The 24600-nt window shown below is 60.5% G+C and carries 22 protein-coding genes; 11 read left to right on the forward strand and 11 right to left on the reverse strand.

Annotated features, from left to right (window positions below):
• Window positions 1-4 precede the first annotated feature (4 nt).
• Window positions 5-2011, forward strand: a complete 2007-nt coding sequence (locus AMK05_RS03130) for a bifunctional diguanylate cyclase/phosphodiesterase (RefSeq protein WP_082935614.1) — start codon at window positions 5-7, stop codon at window positions 2009-2011.
• 151 nt (window positions 2012-2162) lie between these two features.
• Here AMK05_RS03130 and AMK05_RS03135 read toward each other — a convergent pair whose 3' ends face one another.
• The 4 genes from AMK05_RS03135 to AMK05_RS03150 form a co-directional block, all read right to left on the reverse strand.
• Entirely contained in the window at window positions 2163-2441 is a 279-nt protein-coding gene (locus tag AMK05_RS03135) for a transposase (RefSeq protein WP_064836433.1), read from the reverse strand.
• A 7-nt stretch (window positions 2442-2448) separates the two neighbouring features.
• Window positions 2449-3888, reverse strand: coding sequence for an HlyD family type I secretion periplasmic adaptor subunit (locus AMK05_RS03140; RefSeq protein ID WP_064836435.1), 1440 nt, complete (start codon window positions 3886-3888; stop codon window positions 2449-2451).
• A gap of 17 nt (window positions 3889-3905) precedes the next feature.
• Window positions 3906-5621, reverse strand: a complete 1716-nt coding sequence (locus AMK05_RS03145; protein ID WP_064836437.1) for a type I secretion system permease/ATPase — start codon at window positions 5619-5621, stop codon at window positions 3906-3908.
• A 106-nt stretch (window positions 5622-5727) separates the two neighbouring features.
• Window positions 5728-6303, reverse strand: a complete 576-nt coding sequence (locus AMK05_RS03150) for a hypothetical protein (protein ID WP_064836439.1) — start codon at window positions 6301-6303, stop codon at window positions 5728-5730.
• A 477-nt stretch (window positions 6304-6780) separates the two neighbouring features.
• Here AMK05_RS03150 and AMK05_RS03155 point away from each other — a divergent pair, with 477 nt between their 5' ends.
• Both AMK05_RS03155 and AMK05_RS03160 read left to right on the forward strand, forming a co-directional pair.
• Window positions 6781-7869, forward strand: coding sequence for a hypothetical protein (locus tag AMK05_RS03155; protein ID WP_064836441.1), 1089 nt, complete (start codon window positions 6781-6783; stop codon window positions 7867-7869).
• Between the two features lie 672 nt (window positions 7870-8541).
• Window positions 8542-9315, forward strand: a complete 774-nt coding sequence (locus AMK05_RS03160; protein WP_064836443.1) for a helix-turn-helix transcriptional regulator — start codon at window positions 8542-8544, stop codon at window positions 9313-9315.
• Between the two features lie 5 nt (window positions 9316-9320).
• Here the strand turns inward: AMK05_RS03160 and AMK05_RS03165 are convergent, their stop codons facing one another.
• Entirely contained in the window at window positions 9321-11303 is a 1983-nt protein-coding gene (locus AMK05_RS03165; protein ID WP_064836445.1) for a diguanylate cyclase, read from the reverse strand.
• Window positions 11304-11784: 481 nt separating this feature from the next.
• Here AMK05_RS03165 and AMK05_RS03170 point away from each other — a divergent pair, with 481 nt between their 5' ends.
• Window positions 11785-11988 carry a hypothetical protein gene (locus AMK05_RS03170; RefSeq protein ID WP_064836447.1) on the forward strand — a complete coding sequence of 68 codons (204 nt, stop codon included), beginning with the start codon at window positions 11785-11787 and terminating at the stop codon, window positions 11986-11988.
• Between the two features lie 32 nt (window positions 11989-12020).
• Here the strand turns inward: AMK05_RS03170 and AMK05_RS03175 are convergent, their stop codons facing one another.
• The 6 genes from AMK05_RS03175 to AMK05_RS03200 all read right to left on the reverse strand — a co-directional run bounded on the left by AMK05_RS03175 (window position 12021) and on the right by AMK05_RS03200 (window position 17328).
• The gene (locus AMK05_RS03175; RefSeq protein WP_064836449.1) at window positions 12021-12746 is read right to left on the reverse strand and encodes an SDR family oxidoreductase; all 726 of its coding nucleotides are present in this window, start codon (window positions 12744-12746) and stop codon (window positions 12021-12023) included.
• A gap of 11 nt (window positions 12747-12757) precedes the next feature.
• Window positions 12758-13819, reverse strand: a complete 1062-nt coding sequence (locus tag AMK05_RS03180; protein ID WP_064836451.1) for an ABC transporter ATP-binding protein — start codon at window positions 13817-13819, stop codon at window positions 12758-12760.
• A 52-nt stretch (window positions 13820-13871) separates the two neighbouring features.
• Window positions 13872-14078, reverse strand: coding sequence for a DUF2160 family membrane protein (locus tag AMK05_RS03185; RefSeq protein ID WP_064836453.1), 207 nt, complete (start codon window positions 14076-14078; stop codon window positions 13872-13874).
• Window positions 14079-14082: 4 nt separating this feature from the next.
• Window positions 14083-14919, reverse strand: coding sequence for a carbohydrate ABC transporter permease (locus AMK05_RS03190; protein ID WP_064836455.1), 837 nt, complete (start codon window positions 14917-14919; stop codon window positions 14083-14085).
• Between the two features lie 4 nt (window positions 14920-14923).
• Window positions 14924-15799: a carbohydrate ABC transporter permease gene (locus AMK05_RS03195; RefSeq protein ID WP_064836457.1), complete on the reverse strand. Its 876-nt coding sequence runs from the start codon at window positions 15797-15799 to the stop codon at window positions 14924-14926.
• A gap of 95 nt (window positions 15800-15894) precedes the next feature.
• On the reverse strand, window positions 15895-17328 hold the full coding sequence (locus AMK05_RS03200; protein WP_064836459.1) for an extracellular solute-binding protein: 1434 nt from the start codon (window positions 17326-17328) through the stop codon (window positions 15895-15897).
• A 294-nt stretch (window positions 17329-17622) separates the two neighbouring features.
• On the opposite strand from AMK05_RS03200, the gene AMK05_RS03205 reads away from it, so the two are divergent.
• The 7 genes from AMK05_RS03205 (at window position 17623) to AMK05_RS03235 (ending at window position 24583) form a co-directional block, all read left to right on the forward strand.
• A complete protein-coding gene (locus AMK05_RS03205) occupies window positions 17623-18507 on the forward strand; it encodes a sugar phosphate isomerase/epimerase family protein (protein ID WP_064836461.1) in 885 nt (294 codons plus the stop codon).
• Between the two features lie 61 nt (window positions 18508-18568).
• A complete protein-coding gene (locus AMK05_RS03210; RefSeq protein ID WP_064836463.1) occupies window positions 18569-19783 on the forward strand; it encodes an ROK family transcriptional regulator in 1215 nt (404 codons plus the stop codon).
• 29 nt (window positions 19784-19812) lie between these two features.
• Window positions 19813-20790 carry a tagatose kinase gene (locus AMK05_RS03215; RefSeq protein ID WP_064836465.1) on the forward strand — a complete coding sequence of 326 codons (978 nt, stop codon included), beginning with the start codon at window positions 19813-19815 and terminating at the stop codon, window positions 20788-20790.
• The gene (locus AMK05_RS03220; protein ID WP_064836467.1) at window positions 20790-22085 is read left to right on the forward strand and encodes a D-tagatose-bisphosphate aldolase, class II, non-catalytic subunit; all 1296 of its coding nucleotides are present in this window, start codon (window positions 20790-20792) and stop codon (window positions 22083-22085) included. Before AMK05_RS03215 ends, AMK05_RS03220 begins: the two co-directional genes overlap by 1 nt.
• Before the next feature lie 12 nt (window positions 22086-22097).
• Window positions 22098-22823, forward strand: a complete 726-nt coding sequence (locus AMK05_RS03225) for an SDR family oxidoreductase (RefSeq protein WP_064836469.1) — start codon at window positions 22098-22100, stop codon at window positions 22821-22823.
• Window positions 22824-22834: 11 nt separating this feature from the next.
• On the forward strand, window positions 22835-23608 hold the full coding sequence (locus tag AMK05_RS03230; RefSeq protein ID WP_064836471.1) for an SDR family NAD(P)-dependent oxidoreductase: 774 nt from the start codon (window positions 22835-22837) through the stop codon (window positions 23606-23608).
• Window positions 23609-23758: 150 nt separating this feature from the next.
• Window positions 23759-24583, forward strand: a complete 825-nt coding sequence (locus AMK05_RS03235) for a class I fructose-bisphosphate aldolase (protein WP_064836473.1) — start codon at window positions 23759-23761, stop codon at window positions 24581-24583.
• Window positions 24584-24600 lie beyond the last annotated feature (17 nt).

The raw sequence follows: 24600 nt of genomic DNA on the forward strand, positions 1-24600 counted from the left end.
GGGCATGATGCACGTGTTAGCCGAGACCGCAGTCGCCGCCGCGCGGCCGACACTGTCGCCAGAACAGTTGCGTGGTCTTTATAAGCAGGAGAGCGAGAGCAGCCGAACGAGCGCTACGCGCAAGGGCCTCTGGATCGCGGTCGCAGCTTACCTTGCCTACTCTGTCACCGACTATCTCTTTATCGGCGATGTCGTCCAGTACACGATCGCCGGCCGATTGGCGGTTGGCGCCGGTGCGCTCTGCATTCTGGAACTCTTACTTTACTGCAAGGCAAAGGCCGATACGGTGGACATGGCCGCGGCGGTGTCCGTGCTGGCAGCCTATCTTGTCTGGCTTCTGACCGGCCAGATGACCACGGTCAGGGACGCATTCTCATATTACATGGTTTTTGGCGCGATCTTCATGATGAGCGTCAACCTGTTCTTCAGTTTCCGTTTTCCGGTTGCTCTTGCCGCTTCCGCAACGAACGTGCTTATCTTCATCGGCGCCCTCTATCTGTTCGTGCCGATGTTGATTCTGCACAAGCTGATCCTCGGCGCGTTCTGCATTTCCTGCTTTATTTTTACCTCTTACGTGAACCTTCAGCTCAATAGAGAGCGCTACAAGGTGTTCCTCAATGCTCTTGAAGCTCGTCGTCAGCAAGCTGCTGCCGACGAGCGGGGCAAGGCTCTTTTGCACCTCTCGAACACCGACGCGTTGACCGGCCTGGAAAATCGCCGGGCAATCGATCAACGCCTGCGTGATCATTGGCAACGCTGGCAGGATCAGAGGACGCCCTTTGCCGTCCTGCTGATCGATGTGGATTATTTCAAACGCTACAACGACTGTTACGGTCACCAGGAAGGCGACCGGTGCCTCGTGGCTGTCTCCCAGCTTCTCCAAAACGTGGCCTCCTCCTGGGGCTCGATCATCGGACGATACGGAGGTGAGGAATTCCTGGTCGTCACACCAATGCCCAGTTTAGAAACAGCGACCGAACTCGCAGAAGCAATGTGTGCTGCCGTCCGCGCATTGGCTTGGCCCCACGAGCACAGACGAGACGGGACCACCGTCATCACCGTGAGTGTCGGCCTGTCCTATACGCGCGACCAGACCAAGCAGGTCGACAAGGTCATTCACGAAGCCGATCGTGCGCTTTATGCCGCCAAGGCGACGGGTCGTGACAGCCTCGTGGTCTTCGATGCTGATGATCCGCATTGCAGCGATGACAGCGAGGATATAGCCACGACCCTGAAGATCGCGCTTGAACACGGCCTTGTCTCGCTCGTCTATCAGCCGATCCGTAACGTCCAGACAGGCACGACTGACGCTGTCGAAGCTCTGATGCGTTTGCGGATGTTGGACGGGACGCCTGTCGCGCCTGCCATATTTATACCAGTTGCGGAAAGAACCGGGTCGATCATTGAACTGGGCCGATGGGCAATTCGCACGGTTTGCCGAGACCTGCTGGCAACCGACCTGGTGCAAGTCGCCAGCGTCAACGTTTCGCCGATCGAACTGAAGATGCCAGGTTTCGCCAGCTATGTCGCAGCGACACTCGCAGAATTCGGCGTGACGGGCGCCCGGCTTGCTTTCGAAATTACCGAAGGAATGGAGCTGGAAATCGACCAGGACGTGGTGCGCTGCATCGGCGATCTGAGAAAGCTGGGCGCTCAAGTCTGGCTCGACGATTTTGGCACAGGGTTCGCGGGGCTCTCCTGGCTTCGCCTCATAGAATTTGACACCATCAAGATCGATCGCTCCTTCCTCCATGACTGCAGCACGGAGAGAGGCAAGAGGATGTTGCTCGACATCATCAGCCTGCTGCGCAATCGCGGCGTGAGGATCCTCATTGAAGGCGTCGAGACTATCGAACATCAGCGACTGATGCAGCAGTACGGAATCAACCAGCTGCAGGGATATTACATTGGACGACCCGCGCCGGCCGCTCAGTTTGAAAATGATAATGTGCTGCCGTTCGGGATGGTCAGGAACCCTGACCCCAGACGCCTATTTCGGAATGGCCCATAGGTTCTGATCCACAGCGGCCACCTTGTGATCGAGCCGGCTGCTTTTCGAACAGCATCTCGTTGTCCCCATTGGGGGAGGCGCCCTCGTCCAACAATATCATGCCGCGCCCCTGATAGGGTCGGGAGGCGGCCAACGAACCGCTGTTCAGGCGTTAGTTTCGCCCTTTCGATGTCTTCGCCAGCATCTCGCTCAGCGTTGCCGCCGAGAGCATGGATTCGGCCAAGAGCTTTTTGAGCTTCTGGTTCTCCTCCTCCAGGGCTCGCACCCTTCTGGCATGGAGGCCGAGATTTCCAAACTGCAGCGATTGCCACCGATAGAAGGTCGGCTCGCTGATGCCGTATCTGTGGCAAACATCTGCCACCGTCACCCCCGCCTGGTGCTCCTTCAGAATGCCCGTAATCTGGTCGTCGTCGAACTTTCGCTTGCCCATCACCGCATCAATCCTCACGAAATGCTCTGTTGAAACTGTCGAGCAGTGGTCTGACGGCATAGAGTGCGACGCTGCTTTTGCCTGTTTCGATCAGTGTCTGCACGGGCATGCCCGCGACCAGTTCGACATCCTTCATCTTCGCCAGCCGCTCATCGGTTACGCGGATCGTCGCGGCAAAATAGGGCTGGCCGCTCTGAGTGTCGGTGAGACGATCGGCTGATACATACTCGACTCGGCCTTTCAGCAGTGGAACGCGCCGCTGATTGTAGGGAAGGAGGTGAACCTGTGCCTCCAGCCCCGCATGAACGAGATTGATGTCCTCGGGTCTGACATGGGCAGACACGATCAGGCGATCGGCGCGTGGCAGAAGATCGACGAGCGGTTCACCCGCGCCGATCACCCCGCCTGACGTGTGGATGCGCAGGTTCATGATTGTTCCGTCTTCGGGCGCCCGGATATCGGTCCTTGAAAGCTGATCGTCGATCGCCCGCAAGCGCTCGCGCAATTGCATGATCTGGCTTTCCGCGGCCCGCATGCCCTGGGCGACTTCGCTCAGCCGGTCGCTCTCGATCTTTGCGAGATCGGCCTGCGTCTCGCTGATCACCTGGTAGGCGCGAGAGATCTGTGCCGCGACTTGACCCTGCTGGCCATCAATGTCTGCTTTCTCCCGCTGGAGGTTGAGAAGCCTGCTCCTTGTTTCCAGTCCTTTGGCGTTGAGGGCCGTCACCTGCTCCAGTTCCTGGGCCGAAATTGCGGCTCTGTCGGCCAATGAAGCCTTCTGCGCGCCAAGTCCGACGATTTCCTGCCGCACCTGGGCGATTTTTTCATCGGCGATCTGAATTTCCGCCTGCACGACCCGGCGACGGGCTTCGAAGATTTTCTGCTGGCCGATCAGAACCGCGCTGACCGAAGGATATTTGTCGATTGCTGCGCTGAGATCCTCGGGATAGGCGACATGGTCGTCGCCCGTCTGCTCCGCGGACAGGCGCGCGCGGCTTCCTTCGGCGTCCCAAAGCTGCCCTTGAATGCTGTCTCGCTCCGAGCGAAACTTCGTGTCGTCGAGTTCTATCACGATTTGCCCGGCCATCACCGCATCGCCGTTTCTGACGAGGATCCGTCGCACGATTCCGCCTTCGAGATGCTGAATGGTCTTGCGGCTGAACTCCGGTTCGATAACGCCCGATGCGATTGCAGCGCTTTTCAGCGGCGCCAGAACCGACCAGATTCCCAAGCCGACGATGAAAACCAGGATCAACAGGTTCCCCGTCCAGACAACACCTCTGAGCCTCGGCATGGGCGAAGGGGGAGCGGGTCCGCGCTGTTTCTGTTCGATCACCGGCGCATAGGCGGTTTGCTGCCTGGCTGTCGGTCGTTGAGCGAACCGCTGGTCCATCCTTGACGAATTTGAATATCTCGCCGGCGTGGCGTTCATTGGAACAAGGGTCATGGCAGCGTCCCTCCTTCCTACGTTCCTGTTCGAGACGGTGGTTGAAGATAGGTTTCATAAATCCGCTCGCTGTCGCCGAAGGCAGCCACGGTCCCGTTGCGCATGATGGCGATCTTGTTGGTGACCGGCAGGATCCCCATCCGGTGTGTTATGATAACGACGGTCATCCCCCTCGATCTCATGCGCTCGATGGCCATAAACAGCATGCGTTCGCCGTCGTAATCCAGGCTCGAATTGGGATCGTCGAGAACGATCAGAGACGGATTTCCATAGGCCGCCCTTGCCAGTCCCAGCTGTTGGCGCTGCGCCCGGAGGAGCAGGTTCCCGCCTTCGCCGATATCGGTATCGTAACCCTGCGGCAGCCGCATGATCGCCTCGTGCAATCCAACCAGCTTTGCGGCGTCGATCGCCTTGCCGGGATCTCCTCCATCAAGCCGGCCGATCACATCCCTGATTGCGCCGCCGAAGAGTTCGATGTCCTGCGGCAGATATCCGACGTGGCCGCTCCCCCCGCAACGGCGCAGAGCCGAGATATCGACCCCACCGAGAAGCGCATATCCGCTCGTTGCCGGCACAACGCCTGCCATCACGCGACCCAGCGTCGATTTCCCCGATCCCGATGGACCGATGAGCGCTATGCAATCGCCAGGTGCCAGGCGCAAGGTGATATCACTCAATATCGGCCGATCGGCGAATGGCTTGATATAGCTGACATTATCGAGAAGCAGGCCATTGGGTTCCGGCAGCGGCACGATGCCGGCATCGCGTTCCGATGCGACTGTTATCAGCATTCCGTTCAAGCGATTGAACGCGTTGCGCGCAAACGCAAAGGAGCGCCATGCCCCTATTGCACCCTCGATAGGCGCAAGCCCGCGCCCGAGCAGCAGACTTGAGACGAAGATGATCCCGGGACTGCCGCTGTTGACGAGCACCAGCCATGTCGCCGATCCCATCATCAGGATCTGCGCGAGTGTGCGGATCGATTTGGAGATACCCAGTATGATCTCCGTGCGATGCATCGCGATGTCCTGGGCCCTTCTTGCCATTTCCGCATCGCGGTAGACGATCAGCGCTGCGCCGTCCTGCATGCCCATGGCCCGGATGACCTCGAGGTTTTTCAGCGCGGTCGCAAATCGCACATAACTCCTCGAAAGGGCAAGATTGGCGTGGGCAAGCGGCTCTCGTGTCGCCAGTTCCGTCATCAACGCAGACAGCAGCAGCGCAACTGCGCAGAGAAGACCGATGGTCCCAAGCAGCGGATGAACAAGAAAGAGCAGGAGCAGGAATACCGGCGCCCAGGGAACGTCAAAAAACAGCGAGCTGGCCGGTGAATCGAGGAACTGGCGCAATGCAGCCAGGTCCCTGTAGCACTCCGTGGCGGCTCCCGTATCGGCGCGGGCGGCATATTCGAACGAGGCGGTGAGCACCATGGGCCGGAGCCTATGGTCCAGCCAGCTGCCGATGCGCGAAAGAGCTGCCCTGCGCACAATATCCAGCGTGGACCCGACCAGCACGGCGGCGGCGATGATGATCGTCAGCATCACCAGCGTGTCGGCGCTTCGGCTCGACATGACCCTGTCATAGATTTGCAGAAGATAGAGGGAAGGGGCGAGAAGAAAGAGATTGTAGCCGCAGCTATAAAGGAAGACCAACCCGAAGGCCCCGGCACAAGCCCGAAGCGCAACAACGAGCTGTGTCGGCGGTCGCGGTGGCTTTATGGAAATCGTTGTCATTATCAGATCTCGCTGCTGCACTTGATACTGACAAAAGGAGGCTGCTTGCAGGTTTGGCAATTGAGGAGGGTCGCCGGCCGAAACCGGCGACCTTCAGGGCCTGACTTCACGAGCCGAGATGGTCGACGTCGATATGGCCGAAGGCGTTGATGAAGTGATCGAGAGAATTGTTCACCGTCGTCGTGTCGGGATTGGTGTGAACCAGAGCTGACGAGATATCGCCGCCTAGTGCGTTGTTCCCGTTGCCGCCGTTGCCGCCGACGCCTGCGAGGATGGTGGCATGCTGATCGGCCACAAGCTGCGTATATTGGGTGGCGGTCGTCGCCGCAGCCACCGCAGCCGTGTCATGGCCGCTTGAGTTTCCTTGACTGCCGTTGGAGTTGGAATCTCCGCCCGCGCCGCCGGCGCCGCTGTTCGATATTGCCGCCAGGAAGCCGTTCTGGGCCTGGGTAAAGCCACCGGGTCCGCCATGGCCGGCGTCCCAACCTGCCGTCTGCCAAACGTGATCGCCGTTGTGCAGATGGGTAGATGCCCCGTCGACCGTTTGCACGGGGTCTACATAGGCAACCGGGTTGTAGTTGATGTTTCCATTGTTGTGGCCATCACCGCCGTTGCCGGCATTCGCGTCTCCTGCATCTGGGTGATTGAGGTGAATCGTGTCAGATATTTGTGGAATAGGCATTGATGTCACTCCTTCTACTTTGTTGCGTCTGAGTTCGTTTGACGGCGTCCCCCTGCGGCCTGCGTCCAGCATGTCGCCGCAGCCAATACAACCGCCGGGGAATATTGCCTGCGATTTAATCTGTGGCCTATCTAGATATTCGGCGGCATTCCTTCGGATGTATACTTCGAGAAGATGGAGCGTTATTTGGATTGGTACTCGATGATTTGGGTCAAGGTGGCATGGTCACGATCACGTCTGCCACCTCGTCGAGGCGACGCCAGGGCCTTTCATCCAAAAGCGGATTTAGTGCTCGAAGGCGCACGCAACGGTCGCTGCTGTCGTGACAGCCAAATGGCTATAGACCTAGCCGACAGGATGTAGACGAATTGCAGGCTCTGCTTTTCCCACGTTCGGATGCACAATGCCCGAACGATTCAGGCTGCACGGCGCCATACTCGGTGAACGTGTGGTCGTCGACCGCGAATGGAGACGGTAATGGCGGAAACTCGTCCCTTATTGGAAGACCAGCCCAAGTCGGGCACAGATCAACACCTCGCCTCCAATGTGGCCGCGGGGCATCTGGCACTGGTGCCGACCTGGCTTCCATTGGATGTGACGTCCGGTCCAAGTCATAGTTCGGCCGGCAGCGGGGGTGACGGGATCAGCGAAGGCGTGATCAGCAGCAATGCCTTGGCCGTCTTCATGCCGTCCAATGCGGCGATTGCGGGGCCGCATTCGGGTGCCGACGCCTTCCAGGGCAACAATGCGCTCATCAATCAGCATCCCACCGAAATGGCGGGGATCGGCGGCAATGGCGGAAGCGGCAATGTTGCCATCGGCAGCGGCGACGGCGGCAGTCATGCCGGCACCGGGGGCAACGGGGTCTTCTACGGTGGGCTGGTCAGCACCGAAGTCGCGCTGTTTGCCCCAGTGAATACTGCTGTGGCTGCGGGCCCCGGCGCGGAGGCTCACGCCGAGCAATCGAACAACGCAATGTTCCTGCAGGGCGCAACCCAGATCGGCGGCATGGGCGGCTCGGGCGGAGACCATAACACCGCGGGCCATGGCTCGTCGATGAGCCCGGGAACTGCGCTGACATTGACCGGTGATTTTTATGCCGGCCACGGCGGCGACGGTTATTTCGTCGGCAGCATGGTCGACGTCAGTATTGCCATCTTCTCGCCGATCAACATCGCCATTGGCGCCGCAGGCGGCTCGGCGGAGGCGCATCAGACAAACAATGTCATTTTCGATCAGGGCACGGTGCAGATCGCGGGCATCGGCGGCAATGGCGGCGGCTTCAATCTGTCGTCGGACACGATTTTTACCGGCAATCATGCCGGTGGCGGTGGCGGCGTCGGATCGTCGACCGGCAGCATGGTCGACGTCAATTTCGGCTATTTCCATCCCATCAACATTGCCGTTCCCGCCGGTGGGACCGCGGACGCCCAGCAGACCGATCATGTTCTCTACGATCAGCACGCGCTTCAGCTGGCCGGCATCGCGGGCCACGGCGGGGAGGGTAACCTGACGGACGCCCATTCGGCTCTGGTAGACGACATTCTGAGCTTCATGCACAGCTAACAGATAGCCTCCCCACCTCCATGGCGCGGGCTCAACTGCACGACATCGTTCTTCGTGCGACTTTTCAGGCCACGTGTTGATCCCTTCCTTCGCCGGCTTTCGTCTCTTGGCCCGACATGGCGTCCAGCGGCCGTCTCGCTGAAATACCGACCATTCCACCATAAACCAATCTGCTCGTCGGCGACTTCGAGGAGGTCGCCGGCGCCTGCGCGGTATTTCTTGAGGGAATTGCGTCTTTAGAGCGCAGTTTTTACTAATCATAACGGGTAGGCGGTGTTCCCAGGCTTTTGTTGCTTTTCCCTGTTGTCGTTTTGCTGTCGAGATATGCAACCACTTTGAGTTGAGATTGCGCAACAAAGCCCAGCCGATCGGCCGCTGTTTTTGTCCAGCAGGTCGTTGCTAATAGGTCTGTAGAATATTGTTTGTTTTTTCAGCGCCTTTGAAAGTTTTGTTGACTTGCTCGCCATGCGTAAACTCGAAGACGTTTGGAAAGTCTTTAATAGAAAGTCGAACCGGCATATAATCGTGAACAATCTCTTGAATGTGTTTTGCGGGGCCAGTTGTCGCTCGCAGAAATTTTATAGACTATAAGAATTATCATGAGAGATACGGCTGTTTATATCGACAATACACTCGCTTTTTATCATGACATGTAGCAAGAACAGGGATAGGATGAGTGACTGTTGGGTTGCACACATTCTGGGGAGCACGCAAGTGTCCGACAGTGCTGGAATAAAGCGCCGGCGCAATGCACCAACTGTGATCATTATTGAGCATTCTACACTGGCGCGCACGACCGTGGTGAAGCTTCTGGAGCGGGAACTCGCCGGGTGGAACTTTATCGATTTGATTTCGACCGAGAGTCTCGACCGAGCGCTCGGCGCCGAGGTACGTCTGATCGCATTGGATCTGGCGGGCAGAGACGTCGAGAGCGCCAGCCTGCGTGATGATCTCGCCGCGATTGCTGCACGTTTTCCTGAGGCGCCTATCACGTTGCTCTCAGCTACGGATGACGCCATCATAGCGCGTCAGGCGCTCAAGATCGGCATCCGCGGCTTTTTCTCGACTTCACTTCAAATCGACATTGCCCTTGCCGGTCTTCGGCTCGTTCTGGCAGGAGGAACATTTTTCCCGCAGCTCTTGGGAGCCGCTGCAAACGGCTCAAACGAGCATAGCCCGGCCAGAAATGAGGCCGAAAAAAGCTTGGATGACAGGACGCAGTACCTGGCGCTTGCCGATTTCACGCCCCGGGAGGCGGATGTCCTCGCGGAGTTGCAATCCGGCTGCTCAAACAAGGTCATTGCCGGAAAACTCAATTTGTCGGGGCATACGGTGAAGATGCATCTGCAGCACATCATGCGCAAGCTGCAGGCGCAGAACCGCACTGAAGTGGTTGCCCGCCTGATTCAAAGAGCCGCCGGTGGCCCTGACGCCTCGCCGAGCTAGAGTTTTTAGGCGCCTATCTGCTGTATCGGCGTGTCAGCAGAAGGCTCGGCAACGACGGCCTGATTTCGCCCTGCCTGCTTGGCGCGATAGAGCGCGCGATCAGCTTCGAGCAATAGCGCTTCCGGAGAGATATTCTCGTTCGGCGCTGCCAGCGCAATGCCGACGCTGAGCGTCACGTGCCCGAAAGGCGATCCTTCATGCGCCAGCTTGACGACCGCCATTGCCGAACACAGGGCCTGTCCGATGGCGGGCGCGTTCTTGGCTGAGGCGATCCGTGCAATGATGGCGAATTCCTCTCCGCCATAGCGGGCAACGAGGTCCTGTTGGCTGCGCGTATTGCGTTCCAGCACCCCGGCGATTTCCTTCAGGCAGGCGTCTCCCGCCGGATGGCCGTATCGGTCGTTGTAACCTTTGAACCAGTCGGCATCCACCATGGCAAGCATCAGCAGGTCCTGACCTTGCCCAAGCCCGGCGAGCTCGCTTGCGAGAACCGCGTCGAAGCGACGGCGATTGGCGACGCCCGTCATCTCGTCCGTCTGGCTGATCGTCACGAGCTTCTGATTGAGCCGCTCCAGCTCGGAGGTTCGATCCCGTATCTTGCCCTCAAGCGCCTCATGGGCTGCGTGAACGCGCGCGGCCATCGACGCAAAATCGCGGGCAAGCTCGCCGATCTCGTCGTCGGAGTGCGTGGGCAGGGCGTCGTTGGCAACGGTAACGCCGGAGCGGCCGACCAGCTGCGTGGCGTGAATCAATCGCACCAACGGTTCGGCGACCTGCTTTTGCAAGATCGAACGGAGGATGAAGAGTTCGACGAACAGGGTGAGCAACCCGACCGCGACGACGATCCCGAGATTGGTGAGGACGGCGGGCCGCATCAGAGATTTCGGATAGTGGACGGCAAGCACCCAGGGCGTATCCGGAATCCGGCCGACCGCGGCAATTTCGCTGGCGCTGTCGACGAGCGACACCGAACCCGCTCCGATCGACCGGCTCGCCTTCAGCAATGGCTGGTAGTCGGCGAGTGCCAAGGAGGAAATCGAGGCTTCGCCAGCGCTGGCCGTGATCGCATCGGCATATTTGCTGTCGAAGATCAGAGTTCCCTGATCATCGGCCGCAAAGATCGTCGCGCGTGCGCCCGGCAGCGTCGGATTTGCGGTTCGTTTCATCAGATCGGCGAGCAGCACGTCGACGCAGGCCATGATGCGATGCTTGCCTGAAGCGTCAGGCGCATCGGGCGTCGCGATCGTCGTCATCCATGCATTGTTGGAGGGATCCCAATAGATGCGCGTAAAGAACGTATCGTTTTGAGGCCCGCCGAAGCCGCGGGAGAAAAATTCGAAAGTCTCGAGCTTCAGCGCATCCGGGCCTTCATATTTGAAAACCTTGGCGATGTCGGCAGCCTGATAGATCGGGAAGCCTTTTTCCGGAACCACGCCGTAGAAATTGAAGAGGCGGCCCTTGGTGGCAGAACCGAATTGGTAAGAGAGCAGGTAAGACAGCGCAAACCGCGTTTTCACGTCCTCATCCGGCGTCACGTCGGGCGCGTAGGTCGCCGACATGTCGGGAAATCTGCGCCCATCGGGCAAAGGCTCGCCTTCAAACAATCCGGGACGCTGGGTGTAGGATCCATCCTCATGGCGATAGAAAATATCATCGAAACTCCGTGCCAAGGATTGCCGGGCTTCCGGTATCGCGTAGATCCTGCTGAATTCGGCAAGGAAATTCTTTTGGAGGTCCTTCACTTCGCGGAAGGGCAGCGACTCGCGCTGCAAAGCCTGCTCCGTCGAAAAGGAGAGCTGCGAGCGCAACGAGCGCTCAAGCGCGGAATGATTGATGAAATAGGACACGCCGCCGGCACAGGCGCAGACCAGCGCGATCCGCAGTGCCGCAAGCCGCAACGCCCGCGACGCCAGAGTATGGCGTGTTTTCTGCTTCACCTTCGGTCTGAAGACCATCCTCAACAACGTGCTCATGCCGGTGCCGCTCATTTCAGTGCTCCGGCCTGCATGATCGACAACCCGATTGCGTCGACCGCTCGCATGCCAATAACCAGCAGGCTGCTCGAGATCATGCATTTACCTCAGTCGTTGGAAGCAAGCCCGTCCGGCTGCCCCTCGAGAGCAGCATCAAGACGTCGTGCATTTATGGGCATCGGGGAAAGCGCCACAATTCATTCGTGGCGTGACGAGTTCGGCAGCGGCGCCGAAGCTCGGCCAGCGCATCGAGACATTGCTCGAAGGACTGGAGCCATTAAGGCGTGGCGAGAAGTTAACAAAGGATGCCGACGTCGAAGCGCCGCCGAAGTTGCCTGCGCGATTCGGATAAACTTCGCAAAACGGATCAGACGGTTGCGCTGGCGGTCGCGCGGCGTGTCAGCCCTCGGGTGTTCGTTTCAGCTGGTCTCATATCGTGAATCCCAGGTGGGAACCGCGAGTCCGGCCGTCCGTTACTCCTAAAGGAATGGAGGACATGGACATGCGCAAGAAGAAGAAAGCCATCGTCGAGGCGGCGCTCGAGTCCGAGTATGAGCGCCAGCCGCTCGGGATCATGAATACGGAACAGGCGCTGGAGCTTGAGGATTCCGACGGTCTTGTGTTCAGTCATCCGGACAAAGAGGCCGGGGTAACCGATCATTTCGTCGATCAGGACCAGTTGCGCCGATTGGTGCAGTAGCCGACGCCGCCGCGAGCGCCGCCCTGCCGGCCTCACGCAATCATATAGCCGCCGTCCACCGGCATCGATATCCCGTTCACCATGGCCGCCTGATCGGAGAGCAGGAAAAGCACGACCTCGGCGACGTCTTCCGGCTCGGCGAACCGGCCGACCGGAATTCGCTGCTTCATTCCCGCCGCCTTTTCGGGATCGCTCCATGCCTTCACCGCCATCGGCGTCAGCGTCACCGTCGGGTGGACGCCGTTTGCGCGGATGCCGTGCGGCCCAAGCTCCTTTGCCATGACACGCGTCAAGCCGTCCAATCCACCCTTCGAGGCACAATAGGCGGCGTGGTCGGGAATGCCGATGAAGGAGGCGACCGACGAGACATTGACGATGGCGCCGTTGCGGCCTTGCTTTATCAGCGAGCGGGCGTATTCCTGCGCCACGATCATCGGCGCACGTGTGTTGACCGCAATAAGACGGTCGAATGCTTCAACTGTCGTCTCCAGGAACGGCTGCAATTCGGTCGTGCCGGCGCAGTTGACGAGGAAATCCGCGGGCAGGGCCGCAATCGCCGCCTCCCGCGTCGCCTCGGCGTCGGCGAGATCGACCTCGATGGCGCGGCAGCCGAATTCCTCTCGCAGCACAGCGACATCGGCGGCACTCCGCGTCAGGGCGACGACATCAGCACCCCGTTCGGTGAGCATCACGGCAATTTCCCGTCCGATGCCTTTGCCGGCGCCGGTCACGATGACCGTCTTTCCTTTGAAGTCCATTGCTCGTCTCCTCACAGTCTCTGGCCCGTTTCCCGATCGAAGATGTGCGCACGCCGGGGATCGATGTGGAAATACACCGTCCGTCCGGGATCTACCTCGATACGCTCGCGGATCAAGGCGTCGATCGGCACACCTTGCGTACGGCCGAAGATCAACGTCTCCGAACCGGTGGGCTCGAACACCGAGACTTCAACGGGAACGCCGTCGTCGCCGATCGTGATATGCTCCGGTCGGATGCCGTAGGTCACGGCTCGTCCATCGTCCGCATTCGTCTTGTCGAGGGGCAGGACGACACCCTGGTCGGTGACGACGACCTTCGTGCCGTCGCGGGTGGCGATGCGGCCCTGAAGGAAGTTCATCGATGGGCTGCCGATGAAGCCGGCGACGAAGAGGTTGACCGGGAAGTCGTAAAGATCGAGAGGCTTGCCGATCTGCTCGACCCTGCCGTCGCGCATCACCACGATCTTGCTTGCCATCGTCATCGCCTCGATCTGGTCGTGGGTGACGTAAACGGTGGTGGTCTTCAGCCGCTGGTGAAGCTCCTTGATTTCAACGCGCATGGTGACGCGCAGTTTGGCGTCAAGGTTCGACAGCGGCTCGTCGAACAGGAAGACCTGCGGATCGCGGACGATGGCGCGGCCCATCGCCACGCGTTGACGCTGCCCGCCCGACAATTGCTTCGGGTAGCGGTCGAGATAACGCGTCAGGTCGAGGATCTCGGCCGCCTTGCCGACCTTTTCGTCAATTTCCGCCTTGGGACGCCTGGCCATCTTCAGCGGAAAGCCCATGTTTTCGGCGACCGTCTTGTGGGGATAGAGCGCGTAGCTCTGAAAGACCATCGCAATGTCGCGCTCCTTCGGCGGAGCGTTGGTGACGACACGGCCGCCGATCCGGATGTCGCCGCCGCTGACGGTCTCGAGACCGGCGATCATCCGCAGCAGGGTGGATTTGCCGCAGCCGGAGGGGCCGACCAGCACGACGAATTCGCCGTCCTCGATGTCGACGCTGACGCCGTGCATGACCTGAAGCGCGCCATACCGCTTGGTGACGTCGCTAACCTGTACGTTTGCCAATGTCGTTCCTCCCTAAACCAGCGCGGCTTGTGTGTTGACGCAAGCCATCGGCTCATCCCTTCCAGACGATATAGGCGCCGAGAACCGCCGAGATTGCGGCCGCGCACCATACCGAAAGCCCGACCGGCTCGATGAACCGCATCCAGAACAGCGAGAGCGCGACCCAGATCACCACCGAGATGAAAAGCCGGTCGAACCAGTTCGTTTCGATCGGCAGAAATCCCGGCTTGCGTTCATTGTTTCCTGATGGAGAGGTCATGGCTTCACCCTTTCACCGCACCGAAGGTCAGGCCGGCCACGATGTGACGCTGCACCACCGAAAAGACGATGAGCGCCGGAACCAATGTCAGCATCGAGATCGCAGCCATGATCCCCCAGGCCGTGCCCGTGGTCGTCACATATTCCGACAGGCCGGTGGTCAGGGTCCGCGCATTGAAGTTGGTGAGCGTCGCCGCCAGCAGATATTCGTTCCACGCAAATACCCAGGTCAGGATCAGCGTCACCGCAAGTCCGGGCCGCGCCAGGGGAAAGACGATGTCGTAAAGGACGGTCCATGGGCTGGCGCCATCCATATAGGCCGCTTCGTCCAACTCCTTCGGGATTCCTTCCACCGTCGGGCGCAGCGTCCAGATGGCGAAGGGCAGGTTGAAGGAACAGTAGACCAGGATCATGCCCAGTCGGGAATCGGCGAGCGAGAAGTCGCCGATTTTGTAGACCTGCGTCAAAAGCAGGAAAAGCGGCAGTAGAAAGACCGCCGGCGGCGCCATGCGGTTGGTGATCGTCCAGAAGAAGATGCTTTCCTTGCCGGCAAGGTCGAAGCGCGTCAGCGCGTAGCAGGCGAAAAAGCCGAGCGTCGTGACGAGCAGCGCGTTGCCTGACGAAATGATCATCGAGTTGAGCATGTATCCGCGCAAGGTCGGATTGGTCAGCACATCCTGGTAATTTTTCCAGAAGAAACTGCGGAGAACGACATCGGGCGTCGAGAACAGGTCGAAGGGCTGTTTCACCGATATGACGAAGAGCCAGTAGATTGGGAAAAGCGTCGCGAGGCTGATCAAGATCCACAGCACGACCGGCAGCCAGGGATTCTGGGTCTTCATCGCGTCAACCTCTCTTCACGCGGGGCGCGATCAGGCCGACATAGAGCAGCCAGCAGACGACGATTGTGAGGTAGAGGACGATGACGGAGATCGCCGAACCGTAGCCGTAATTCGTCTTGGGGAACACTTCCCTGAAGATATGGACGCCGATGTAGCGCGTCGATGAACCCGGGCCGCCGCCGGTCAGCATCAGGACTTCGTCGACGGTGCGCAGCGCATCCATCAGCCGGATGAACACCGTGGCGAGCAGAGCCGGGCGGATCAGGGGAAGCGTAATATGCCAGAAGATCTGGCTCTTGCCGGCGCCGTCGATTTGCGCCTGCTCGAACGGATCCGGCGGAAGCGAGACGAGCGCGGCGATCAGCGACAGGGTGACGAGCGGCGTCCAGTGCCAGATGTCCATGATGACAGTGACGGTGAAGGCTGCGGCGGCACTCTGGCCGATATTCAGATCGTAGCCGAACCAGTTCCTCAGAAGATAGGGAATGATGCCGATCGACGGTGTGGTCATCAGCTTCCAGACGGAGCCGACGATGATCGGCGCCATGATCAGCGGCAGGGTATGGATGGTGCGAAACAGCGCTTTTCCAGGAAAGTCCTTCAGCAGCGCCTGGGCGAGGATATAGCCGAGGACCAGCTCCGACACGACCGCGAAGAAGACGAAGGCCAGGGTTATGCCGAGCGAGGCCAGGAACTGGGCGTCGAAGACGAGCCGCCGATAGTTGTCGGCCCAGTTGAAGACCATGCCGGGGTTGGCCGCGAACGGGTTCCATGCATGGAACGAGACCCAGAGGACATAGATGAACGGAAAGATCCCGAACAGCCCGAGGATTATTATGGTCGGTGACAGCAACAGCCACCCGAGCTTCTGCGAATGCATCGCTATCCCCCATTGAACTTGATGTCGACGTCCGCTCCACCCAGGAGCGAAAGATGACGGGTCGTAGGACACGACCCGTCAGTTGGGGAGGATGTTTATTTGCGATAGCCGAGCGAGGTGAGTTCCTCTTCGGCCTTGGCCGCCATCTGGTCGAGGCCTTCATCGGGACCGATCTTGCCGGTCAGGATGTCGTAGAAGATCGGCGCTGTGGCTTCACGCACCTGCGCATGGAAGGGGTAGGGAGGAGCGCCGGCGAAGAGTTTGCCCTCGTCCTTCAGCATCGTGTAGAAGCCGCCGAGCTTGGTATCCATCTCCTTCACCTTAGGATCGTCGAACGTCGCCTTGTTGGTGATGCGCGGGGCGGCGATGGCCCAATCGGGCTGCACCTCGTTCTGACCGATGAATTCGAGAAACAGCAGCGATGCTTCCTTGTTCTTCGACGTGACCGGCACGCCGAAGGCGCCGCCGTCATAATAGCCGATATAGCCCTTTCCGGCTTTCGCAGCGTCCAGCACGCCCGGCTCCAGCGGCGGCAGTGCGAACCCGACCTTTCCCACAACCTTCGACTGCGCAGGGTCGCTGGCGATCCACGCGGCGTTCTCACCATAGATCAGCCCTTGGGCGACGCGGCCCGCGGCGAAGGTCGTTGCGGTTTCCGTCCAGGTTGACTGCGTCGATTCCGGCGGAGCGATGTCGCGCAGGTGCAGCCAATATTTCAGCGCGGCCTTCGCCTTGTCGCCGTTCATCGAACCGCCGTGTTCGACCGTCGCCGCATAATTGTTCTTGGCGTCGATGCCCCAATTGTAGACGCCGAATGTCGGCACGATGGACTCGAAGAATTCATACCAGGACGCCGGATGGCCGGTATGGGCCTGAGCGGTCGTGCCCCAGAGCTCCATGCCGTTGTCCTTGCCGTACTTGGTGAAGAATTCGGCGATCTGCGTATATTCTTCGTGGGTGGTCGCCGGCTTCAGGTCCTTGCCGGTTTCCGTCTTGAATGCCTCCTTGATCTTCGGATCGTCGAAGAGGTCCTTGCGATAGAGATAGGTCTTCAGGAAGGCTTCCATCGGCGTGCCGAAGAGATCGCCGCTGGCATCCTTGAAGTAGTCGGCAAAGCTGGTGAAGTTCGCGTCGTCATAGGTCGGCGCCTTCAGATCCGGCTGGTCCTTCAGCGTCTTGGTGATGTCGACGAGGAAATTCCTGGCGAGATAGGAGTAGATGATGTCCTGCTCGATATAGACCATGTCATAGATGCCGGTCTTGGCTTCCATGTCCTTGATCGCCTTGTCGTACATCTGATCCCAGGACGTCGTCTCGATTTCGACCTTGATGCCCGTCTTCTTTTCGAATTCCGGCGCGAGCACGTTCTTGATGTAATTCGACGGCGGCGTGCTTTCGGTGACGCCGTGCAGGGTCACGCCCTTGTATTTGGCGCCGGCGTCAGACCAGAAATCAGCCCGGGCCGGCGAAGCAGTCGTGGCGAGGCCGAGCGTCAGCGCAAGCGCGCTAGCCTTCAAAGCATAGTGCATTTCCAATCCTCCCAGATAGCAGCGAGATCATTTCGCCGGTGCTTGTGTAGGCCAAAAAAACCGACAGCGCAATATTTGTTGTCTAAACGTGCAAATATACGGCCTATCCCATTGATTTCTGCTGAACTAATCTCACGCAAAGAAGCAACGGCAATAGCAATCGAGATAAATTGCTGCATCGCAAGGGAATTTTGCGAAGCAGCAAAGAGCCATCGCGAAAATTATTTGTTGTCTTGCCAAACTAAATGGCATAGCACTGTGCGCAATCACCGGCATATCGCGGAGGAAAAACCTATGCGTCGATTGGGTATCCATTCATTTGTATGGACAGGCGGCCAAACGCAGGAAGGGCTGGAGATGGCCCTCAACAAGACCGCCCAACACGGATATCGCACCATCGAATTTGCCTATCTGCGGCCCGAGAAATTCAATCTCGACCGGCTGGCAAAGCTGGCGCAATCCCTCGATGTGGAGATCGGCGTGACCATGGGTCTGCCGCTCGACAAGGACGTTTCGAGCGAGGATGCCTCCGCGGTGTCGGCCGGCCGGAAGACGCTGGCCGACGCCGTTCGTGCGGTCCGCGATATCGGCGGCAACAAGCTCGGCGGGATCCTTTATTCCGCGCACACCAAGTACAATCGTCAGCCGACGAAGAAGGGCTGGGACAACAGCGTCGCCGCGATCGCCGCGACCGGCGAGGTCGCCAGGCACGCGAATGTCGATCTCGTGCTGGAGGTGGTCAACCGGTTCGAGACCAACCTGCTGAACACCACGGCCCAGGGGCTGAAATTCATCTCCGAGACGGGATCGGCGCATGTTCGTCTCCATCTCGATACGTTCCACATGAATATCGAAGAGGCCAATCCGGCCGCCGCCATCCGTCTTGCCGGCGACAGGATCGGTTACTTCCACATCGGCGAAAGCAATCGCGGCTATCTCGGCGACGGCGTCATCGACTTCGATCTGATCTTCGACGCCCTGCTCGACATCGGCTACGCCGGCGACATCGTGTTCGAAAGCTTCTCGACGGCGGTCGTCGATGAAGGCCTGTCGCTCGCCTGCGCGATCTGGCGCGATACCTGGGAGGATAATGATCTGCTTGCGGCGCACGCCAGGCGCTACATCGAGCTGAAATATGACGAGGCCAAGCGCCGCCGTGCCACAAGCGCGCGGCCCTGATTATCCTTCTGACAGCCTGTTCCAGTCGTGTAAGGGTGGGCGGCTTGAAGGGAATTGACATATGAACGACACCGTCTCCATCGGAAGTTCGCCGCGCAGGATCCGGCAGAACAATATCGTCGCCGCCCTGCAGACGATCTACGCCCACCGAAGCCTCAGCCGGGCCGATCTCGCCCGCAAGCTCGGCATGAACCGCTCATCCTCGGGGGAGATCGTCGCCGAGCTGACTGAGGGCGGATTCGTTCGGGAGTCGGAGGAGAGCGGCAAGCCGCGCCTGGAGCATTCCCGTGCCGGCCGTCCCGGCATCATGCTCGAACTGGTTCCCGACGCCGCCTTCTTCGTCGGCATCGAGATCGGCGTCGAACATATATCGGCTGTCGTTGTCGATCTCTCCGCCGACGTTCGGGCGTGCCGGAAAATGGCGTTCGACACACCGTCTTCGACGGTGGAGGAGGCCGTGGCGCAGGGGATCGAGCTCATCATCGGCGCCATGGCGAAGAGCATGATCGACCGATGCAGAGGCCTGGGCCTATCGACGCCGTCCCACGTCCGCCCGGATGGATTTGTCACGCTGGCGCCGATCATCGGTTGGCGAGACGTGCCGCTGAAGGAAATTGCGCGGTCAGCCTTCCCGGCCGCCGTCCCGATCGCGGTCGAAAACGACGCCAACGCCTTTGCGATCGGCGACAGCTATCGCCACGGCGCCGCAGGGGTGACCCTGTTCCTGCTGATGGAAACGGGCGTCGGCGGCGGCATCATGATCGACGGCAAGCTGTTTCGTGGCGGCCACGGCTTGGCGGGAGAGATCGGCCACACCCTGGTGCCGGGAAGCGGCGGTCAGAAGCTCGAACAACTGATCGGTCGCGAGGTGCTGATCGGGCAGTATCGCGAGGCCGTCGGGCGCGAGGACGCCGATCTGCAGGACTTTCTTGGCGACGTTCGTGACCGTGTCCCGGCCGCGGTCAACATCGCCGAAACCTGGTCGCGCCATCTCGCCTATGCATTGCTGCAGGCCTGCCGTCTGCTCGACCCGGACAGGATCGTGCTGGGCGGCTCCGTGGCATCGCTCTATCCGATGGTGGCTGCCCGCGTGGCGGTCCATATGTCGGAAGGCCAGAATATCGCTTTCCCCACGCCGGAGATCGTCGTGGACGATGATGCGGAGTTCGATTCCGCCTTCGGGGCGGCATGCATGCTGCACCGGCGCTTTCTGTCGCTGGAGAATGAGGAGTTCGGCAGCGACGACGGTGCGCCGGTCCAACCGGCGCTGAGCTAAGACAACAGGGATCGAAAGCAGGATTGCACATGGCATCGATACTGGCTCCGGACGCGCTTGGTCCGACGGTTTGCGTCGGGGAGATCCTCGTCGAGATCGTCGCAACGACGGTTGGAAACGGGTTCCGCGAAGCCCAGCCGCTCGTCGGTCCGTTTGCGAGCGGAGCGCCGGCGATCTTCATTTCGCAATGCGGCCGGCTCGGCGGCCAGGCGGCAATGGTGGGCGCCGTCGGCGATGATGATTTCGGCCGTCTCAATACCGATCGCCTCAAACGCGACGGCGTCGATATCTCGGCGATCTCGATCGATCCCGACTATCCCTCGGGAAGCGCTTTCGTGCGCTACCGGAAGGACGGCTCCAGAGATTTCGTCTACAACATCGCCACCTCGGCAGCCGCGCGCTTCGGCTGGTCTCCCTTGGTCGGCGATCTGATCGGTCGAAGCGGGCATCTTCACGTGATGGGTTCCGCGCTGTCGGTGCCGAGTGCGCGGGCGGTGATCGACAAGGCGGTCGACATCGTCAAGGCGCGCGGCGGAACGCTGTCGGTCGATCCGAACATCCGCAAGGAATTGAAGCTCGATGAAGACACCGAGCGCCGGTTTGCCAGGCTTGTCGCCGCTGCCGATCTGCTTCTGCCGTCCGGAGAGGAGCTTGAGCGTGCCGCAGGCATCGAAGGCGAGGCGGCAGCGATCCGCCGCTTGTTCGAGCTTGGCGTCAGGGAGATCGTGCTGAAGCGCGGAGTCGGCGGTGCAACCTACTTCGCCAGCGGGGGAGACCGCATCGAGGCTCCCGCCTTTGTCGTTCAGGAGGTCGACCCTACGGGTGCCGGCGACTGCTTCGGCGGTGCCTATCTCACCTGCCGGCGGCTCGGAATGTCTCCAAAGCAGGCTCTGACCTATGCCTCGGCCGCCGGCGCCCGCAACGTGACGGTGCTGGGCCCGATGGAAGGTGCGGGCACCCGCCCGGAACTCGATGCATTTATCGCGTCAACGGAAAGGCGGCGGTGATGGAGGTGCATCTCAACGAACTGGCAAGGCTCAGGATCAAAGGCGATCCCAGGGGTGTGACCTCGGTCTGCTCCGCCCATCCGATCGTGCTGCGCGCCGCACTCCGGCACGGCCGGCAACAGCAAAGCACAGTGCTGATCGAGGCAACCTGCAACCAGGTCAATCACCTCGGCGGCTATACCGGGATGACGCCAAGCGATTTCGCGTCCCTGGTCATGAGGATCGCGGCGGAGGAGGGGTGCCCTGAAAAACTCATCGTTCTCGGCGGCGACCACCTCGGCCCCAATCCGTGGCGCGACCGCCCGGCACAAGAGGCCGTGGCCGAGGCGGAAAAAATGGTTGCCGCCTATGTCGACGCCGGCTTCCGCAAGATTCACCTCGACGCCTCGATGGGTTGCCAGGGCGAGCCGGTGGCGCTCGACGACGAAACCACGGCCCATCGCGCCGCCCGGCTTGCCGCGGTCGCCGAGGCCGCGGCGAACAAGGCCGGCGGCGCGATGCCGGTTTACGTCATCGGCACCGAGGTGCCGCCGCCGGGCGGGGCCGATCATGCCCTGACGACGATCGAACCGACGGCTGCCGCGGCGGCGCTGAAGACGATCGACGTCCACCGCCGGGTCTTTGCGGAGGCGGGACTCGGCCAAGCGTTCGGACGCGCCATCGGCCTGGTCGTTCAGCCGGGTGTCGAATTCGGCAATCACAACGTCATCCTCTACGACAGCAGCAAGATCGAGGCGCTGCAATCGGCGCTCGGCGAGGAGCCGCAATTCGTGTTCGAGGCCCACTCGACGGATTATCAGGGCACCGGGCCGTTGGCCGCGCTGGTGAAGGCCGGGTTTCCGATTCTGAAAGTCGGTCCCGAACTGACCTTCGTCCTGCGCGAGGCGCTCTATGGGCTCGATGCGATCGCTTCGGACCTGCTGCCCGATTACGGCCAGCGTCCGCTCTATGCAGCAATGGACGCGCTGATGCTCGATCAGCCGGGTAATTGGCGCCGGCACTACCACGGCACAGAGGCCGAGATGCGTTGGCTGCGGCATTACTCGCTCTCCGACCGCATCCGCTATTATTGGGCAGCGGCTGAAGCGCAAGAGGCCGTGCGGCGCCTGTGCGAGGCGCTTCGGGGGCAATCAGTGCCACTGCCATTGCTTTGGCAGCATATGCCGGCCGCGCAGCATTTCGCAGACGCGCCGCTCGATCCGGAAGAGGTTCTGATCTGGAGAGTGACGAAGAGTCTCGCCGACTATCACGCGGCCTGCGGCGTCGGGAAGAATGAGCAATCGGGATCAAGATAGGAGGAGAAAACGATGACGGAATTGACTGGAAAGATCGCGGCGGTCACGGGTGCGGCCTCAGGCATAGGATTGGCCTCGACCGAGGCAATGCTCGCCGCCGGCGCAACGGTCGTGCTGGTGGATCGGGATGAAAAGGCGCTCGAGGCTGTCTGCAGCCGGCTCGGCGAGCGCGCCATTCCGCTGGTGATCAACCTGCTGAATCCGAACGAGTGCGCGGGATTGCTCGAGGGCGTCCTGTCGAAGACGGGCAGACTCGATATCCTGCATGCCAATGCCGGCACCTATATCGGCGGCGACCTAGTTGAAACCGACCTCGACACGATCGATCGGATGCTCAATCTCAATGTGAATGTCGTCATCAAGAACGTTCACAATGTCATTCCGCACATGATCGAACGCGGCACCGGCGACATCGTCGTCACAAGCTCCGTCGCCGGGCATTCGGCAATCCCATGGGAGCCGGTCTATTCGTCGTCGAAATGGGCGATGACCTGCTTCGTCCAGACGATGCGGCGCCAGCTTCTGAAAAACGGCATTCGCGTCGGCTCGGTCTCTCCCGGGCCGGTGATCAGCGCTCTGCTCGCGGACTGGCCGGAGGAAAACCTTCGCAAGGCCAAGGAGGCCGGCGCTCTGATCGAGCCCAAGGAGGTCGCCGACGCGATCATCTTCATGCTGACCCGGCCGCGCAACGTCACCATCCGCGATATCGTGGTGCTTCCCAGCGCATTCGACATTTGAGGAGCCTTGATATGAGTTACCTGCAGAAATTTCGCCTCGACGGCGACCGTGCGGTGATCACCGGCGGAGGGCGTGCGATCGGGCTCTGCTGCACCGAGGCGCTGGCGGAGGCGGGTGCTGCCGTCGTCGTCATCGAACGCGCCGAGGCCGACGCCCGGCAAGCGCTCGCACTGCGCGACAAGGGCTACGACGTCGACGTCCGGCTGGGCGACGTCACCGACGCCGGCCGCATGGAAGAGATCGCGACGGAGCTTGCCGACGCCGGCCGGCCGGCGACGATCCTCGTCAACAATGCCGGCATTGGCCAGAGCGGCATCCCGGCGGAGGATCTGACCGATGCGGATTGGCTGCGCATGATGGATGTCAATCTCAACGGCGTCTTCTGGTGCTCGCGGGCTTTCGGCCGCCACATGGTCTCGATGAAACGCGGCGCCATCGTCAATCTCGGCTCGATGTCGGGGCATATCTGCAATCGGCCGCAGCCACAGACGGCCTACAACGTCTCCAAGGCGGCCGTCCATCATCTCACCCGTTCGTTGGCCGCCGAATGGGCGCAGCACGGCATCAGGGTAAACGCCGTCGCGCCCACCTATATCGAGACGCCGATGGTGGTCGCCGTCGAAGCCAATCGGGAGCGCATTCCGCTCTGGCTCGCCGACACGCCGATGGGCAGGATGGGAACGCCGGAGGAAGTCGCAAGCGCAGTCCTCTTCCTCGCATCGGGCGCCGCCAGCCTGATGACCGGCGCAATCGTCAACGTGGATGCCGGATTCACCTGCTGGTAGTTCCTCGGGCGGAGGCTCGAGCGGCGCCTCCTCCCGCAGTTGAAAAGCCGGTGGCAACAGCGAATATGGAAACGTTACCACATTTTCTTGACTCTTAATTTCGCGCCGTTTATCGAATGTGGAAACGTTGCCACATCTGGGAGAAACTTGATGAAATCCGCACGGTTGAACCGACTTTTCGGCGTGTCCGGCAATTGCTTCGACGTTGCCATCGACCACGGCATGTTCAATGAACGGACCTTCCTCGCCGGCATCGAGAATATGAAGACCGCCATCGAGGTGATCGCTGAGGCCGGCCCGGATGCCATTCAGTTGCCGCCGGGCACCGCGCCCATGCTGCAGGCCATTCCCGGCAAGCATCGCCCGGCGCTGGTGCTGCGCACCGACATCGCCAACATCTACGGCAATCCACTGCCGTATGTGCTGTTTTCCGAAATGATCGACAGGGCGGTGGAACAGGGCGTTGTATTGGATGCCGCCTGTGTCGTCGTCAACCTGCTGCTGCTGCCGGACCAGCCGGAAGTCTATCGGGCCTGCGTGCGCAATGTGAACAGCCTGAAGCGCCAATGCGAGATCTATGGCATGCCGCTGATGGTCGAGCCATTGGTCATGCAGGACAATTCCAAGGGCGCCTATATGGTCGATGGCGCGATCGACAAGATCCTGCCGCTGGTGCGCCAGGCGGCCGAACTCGGCGCCGACATCATCAAGGCCGACCCCTGCGACAATGTCGAGGAATATCACCGCGTGGTCGAGATCGCCCAGGGCCTGCCGGTGCTGGTGCGCGGCGGCGGCCGCGTTTCGGATCAGGAAATCCTGTGCCGCACCAAGCAGTTGATGGAGCAGGGCGCCCGTGGCATCGTCTATGGCCGCAACGTCATTCAGCATCACAATCCCGGCGGCATGACGCGCGCCTTGATGGCGATCGTCCATGACAAGGCCTCGGTCGACCAGGCCTCGCTGCATATTGGCTGACGCGCGTCTGGGGAGGA

This window comes from Rhizobium sp. N324 (assembly GCF_001664485.1).
In the GTDB taxonomy this organism is placed as follows: Bacteria; Pseudomonadota; Alphaproteobacteria; order Rhizobiales; family Rhizobiaceae; genus Rhizobium.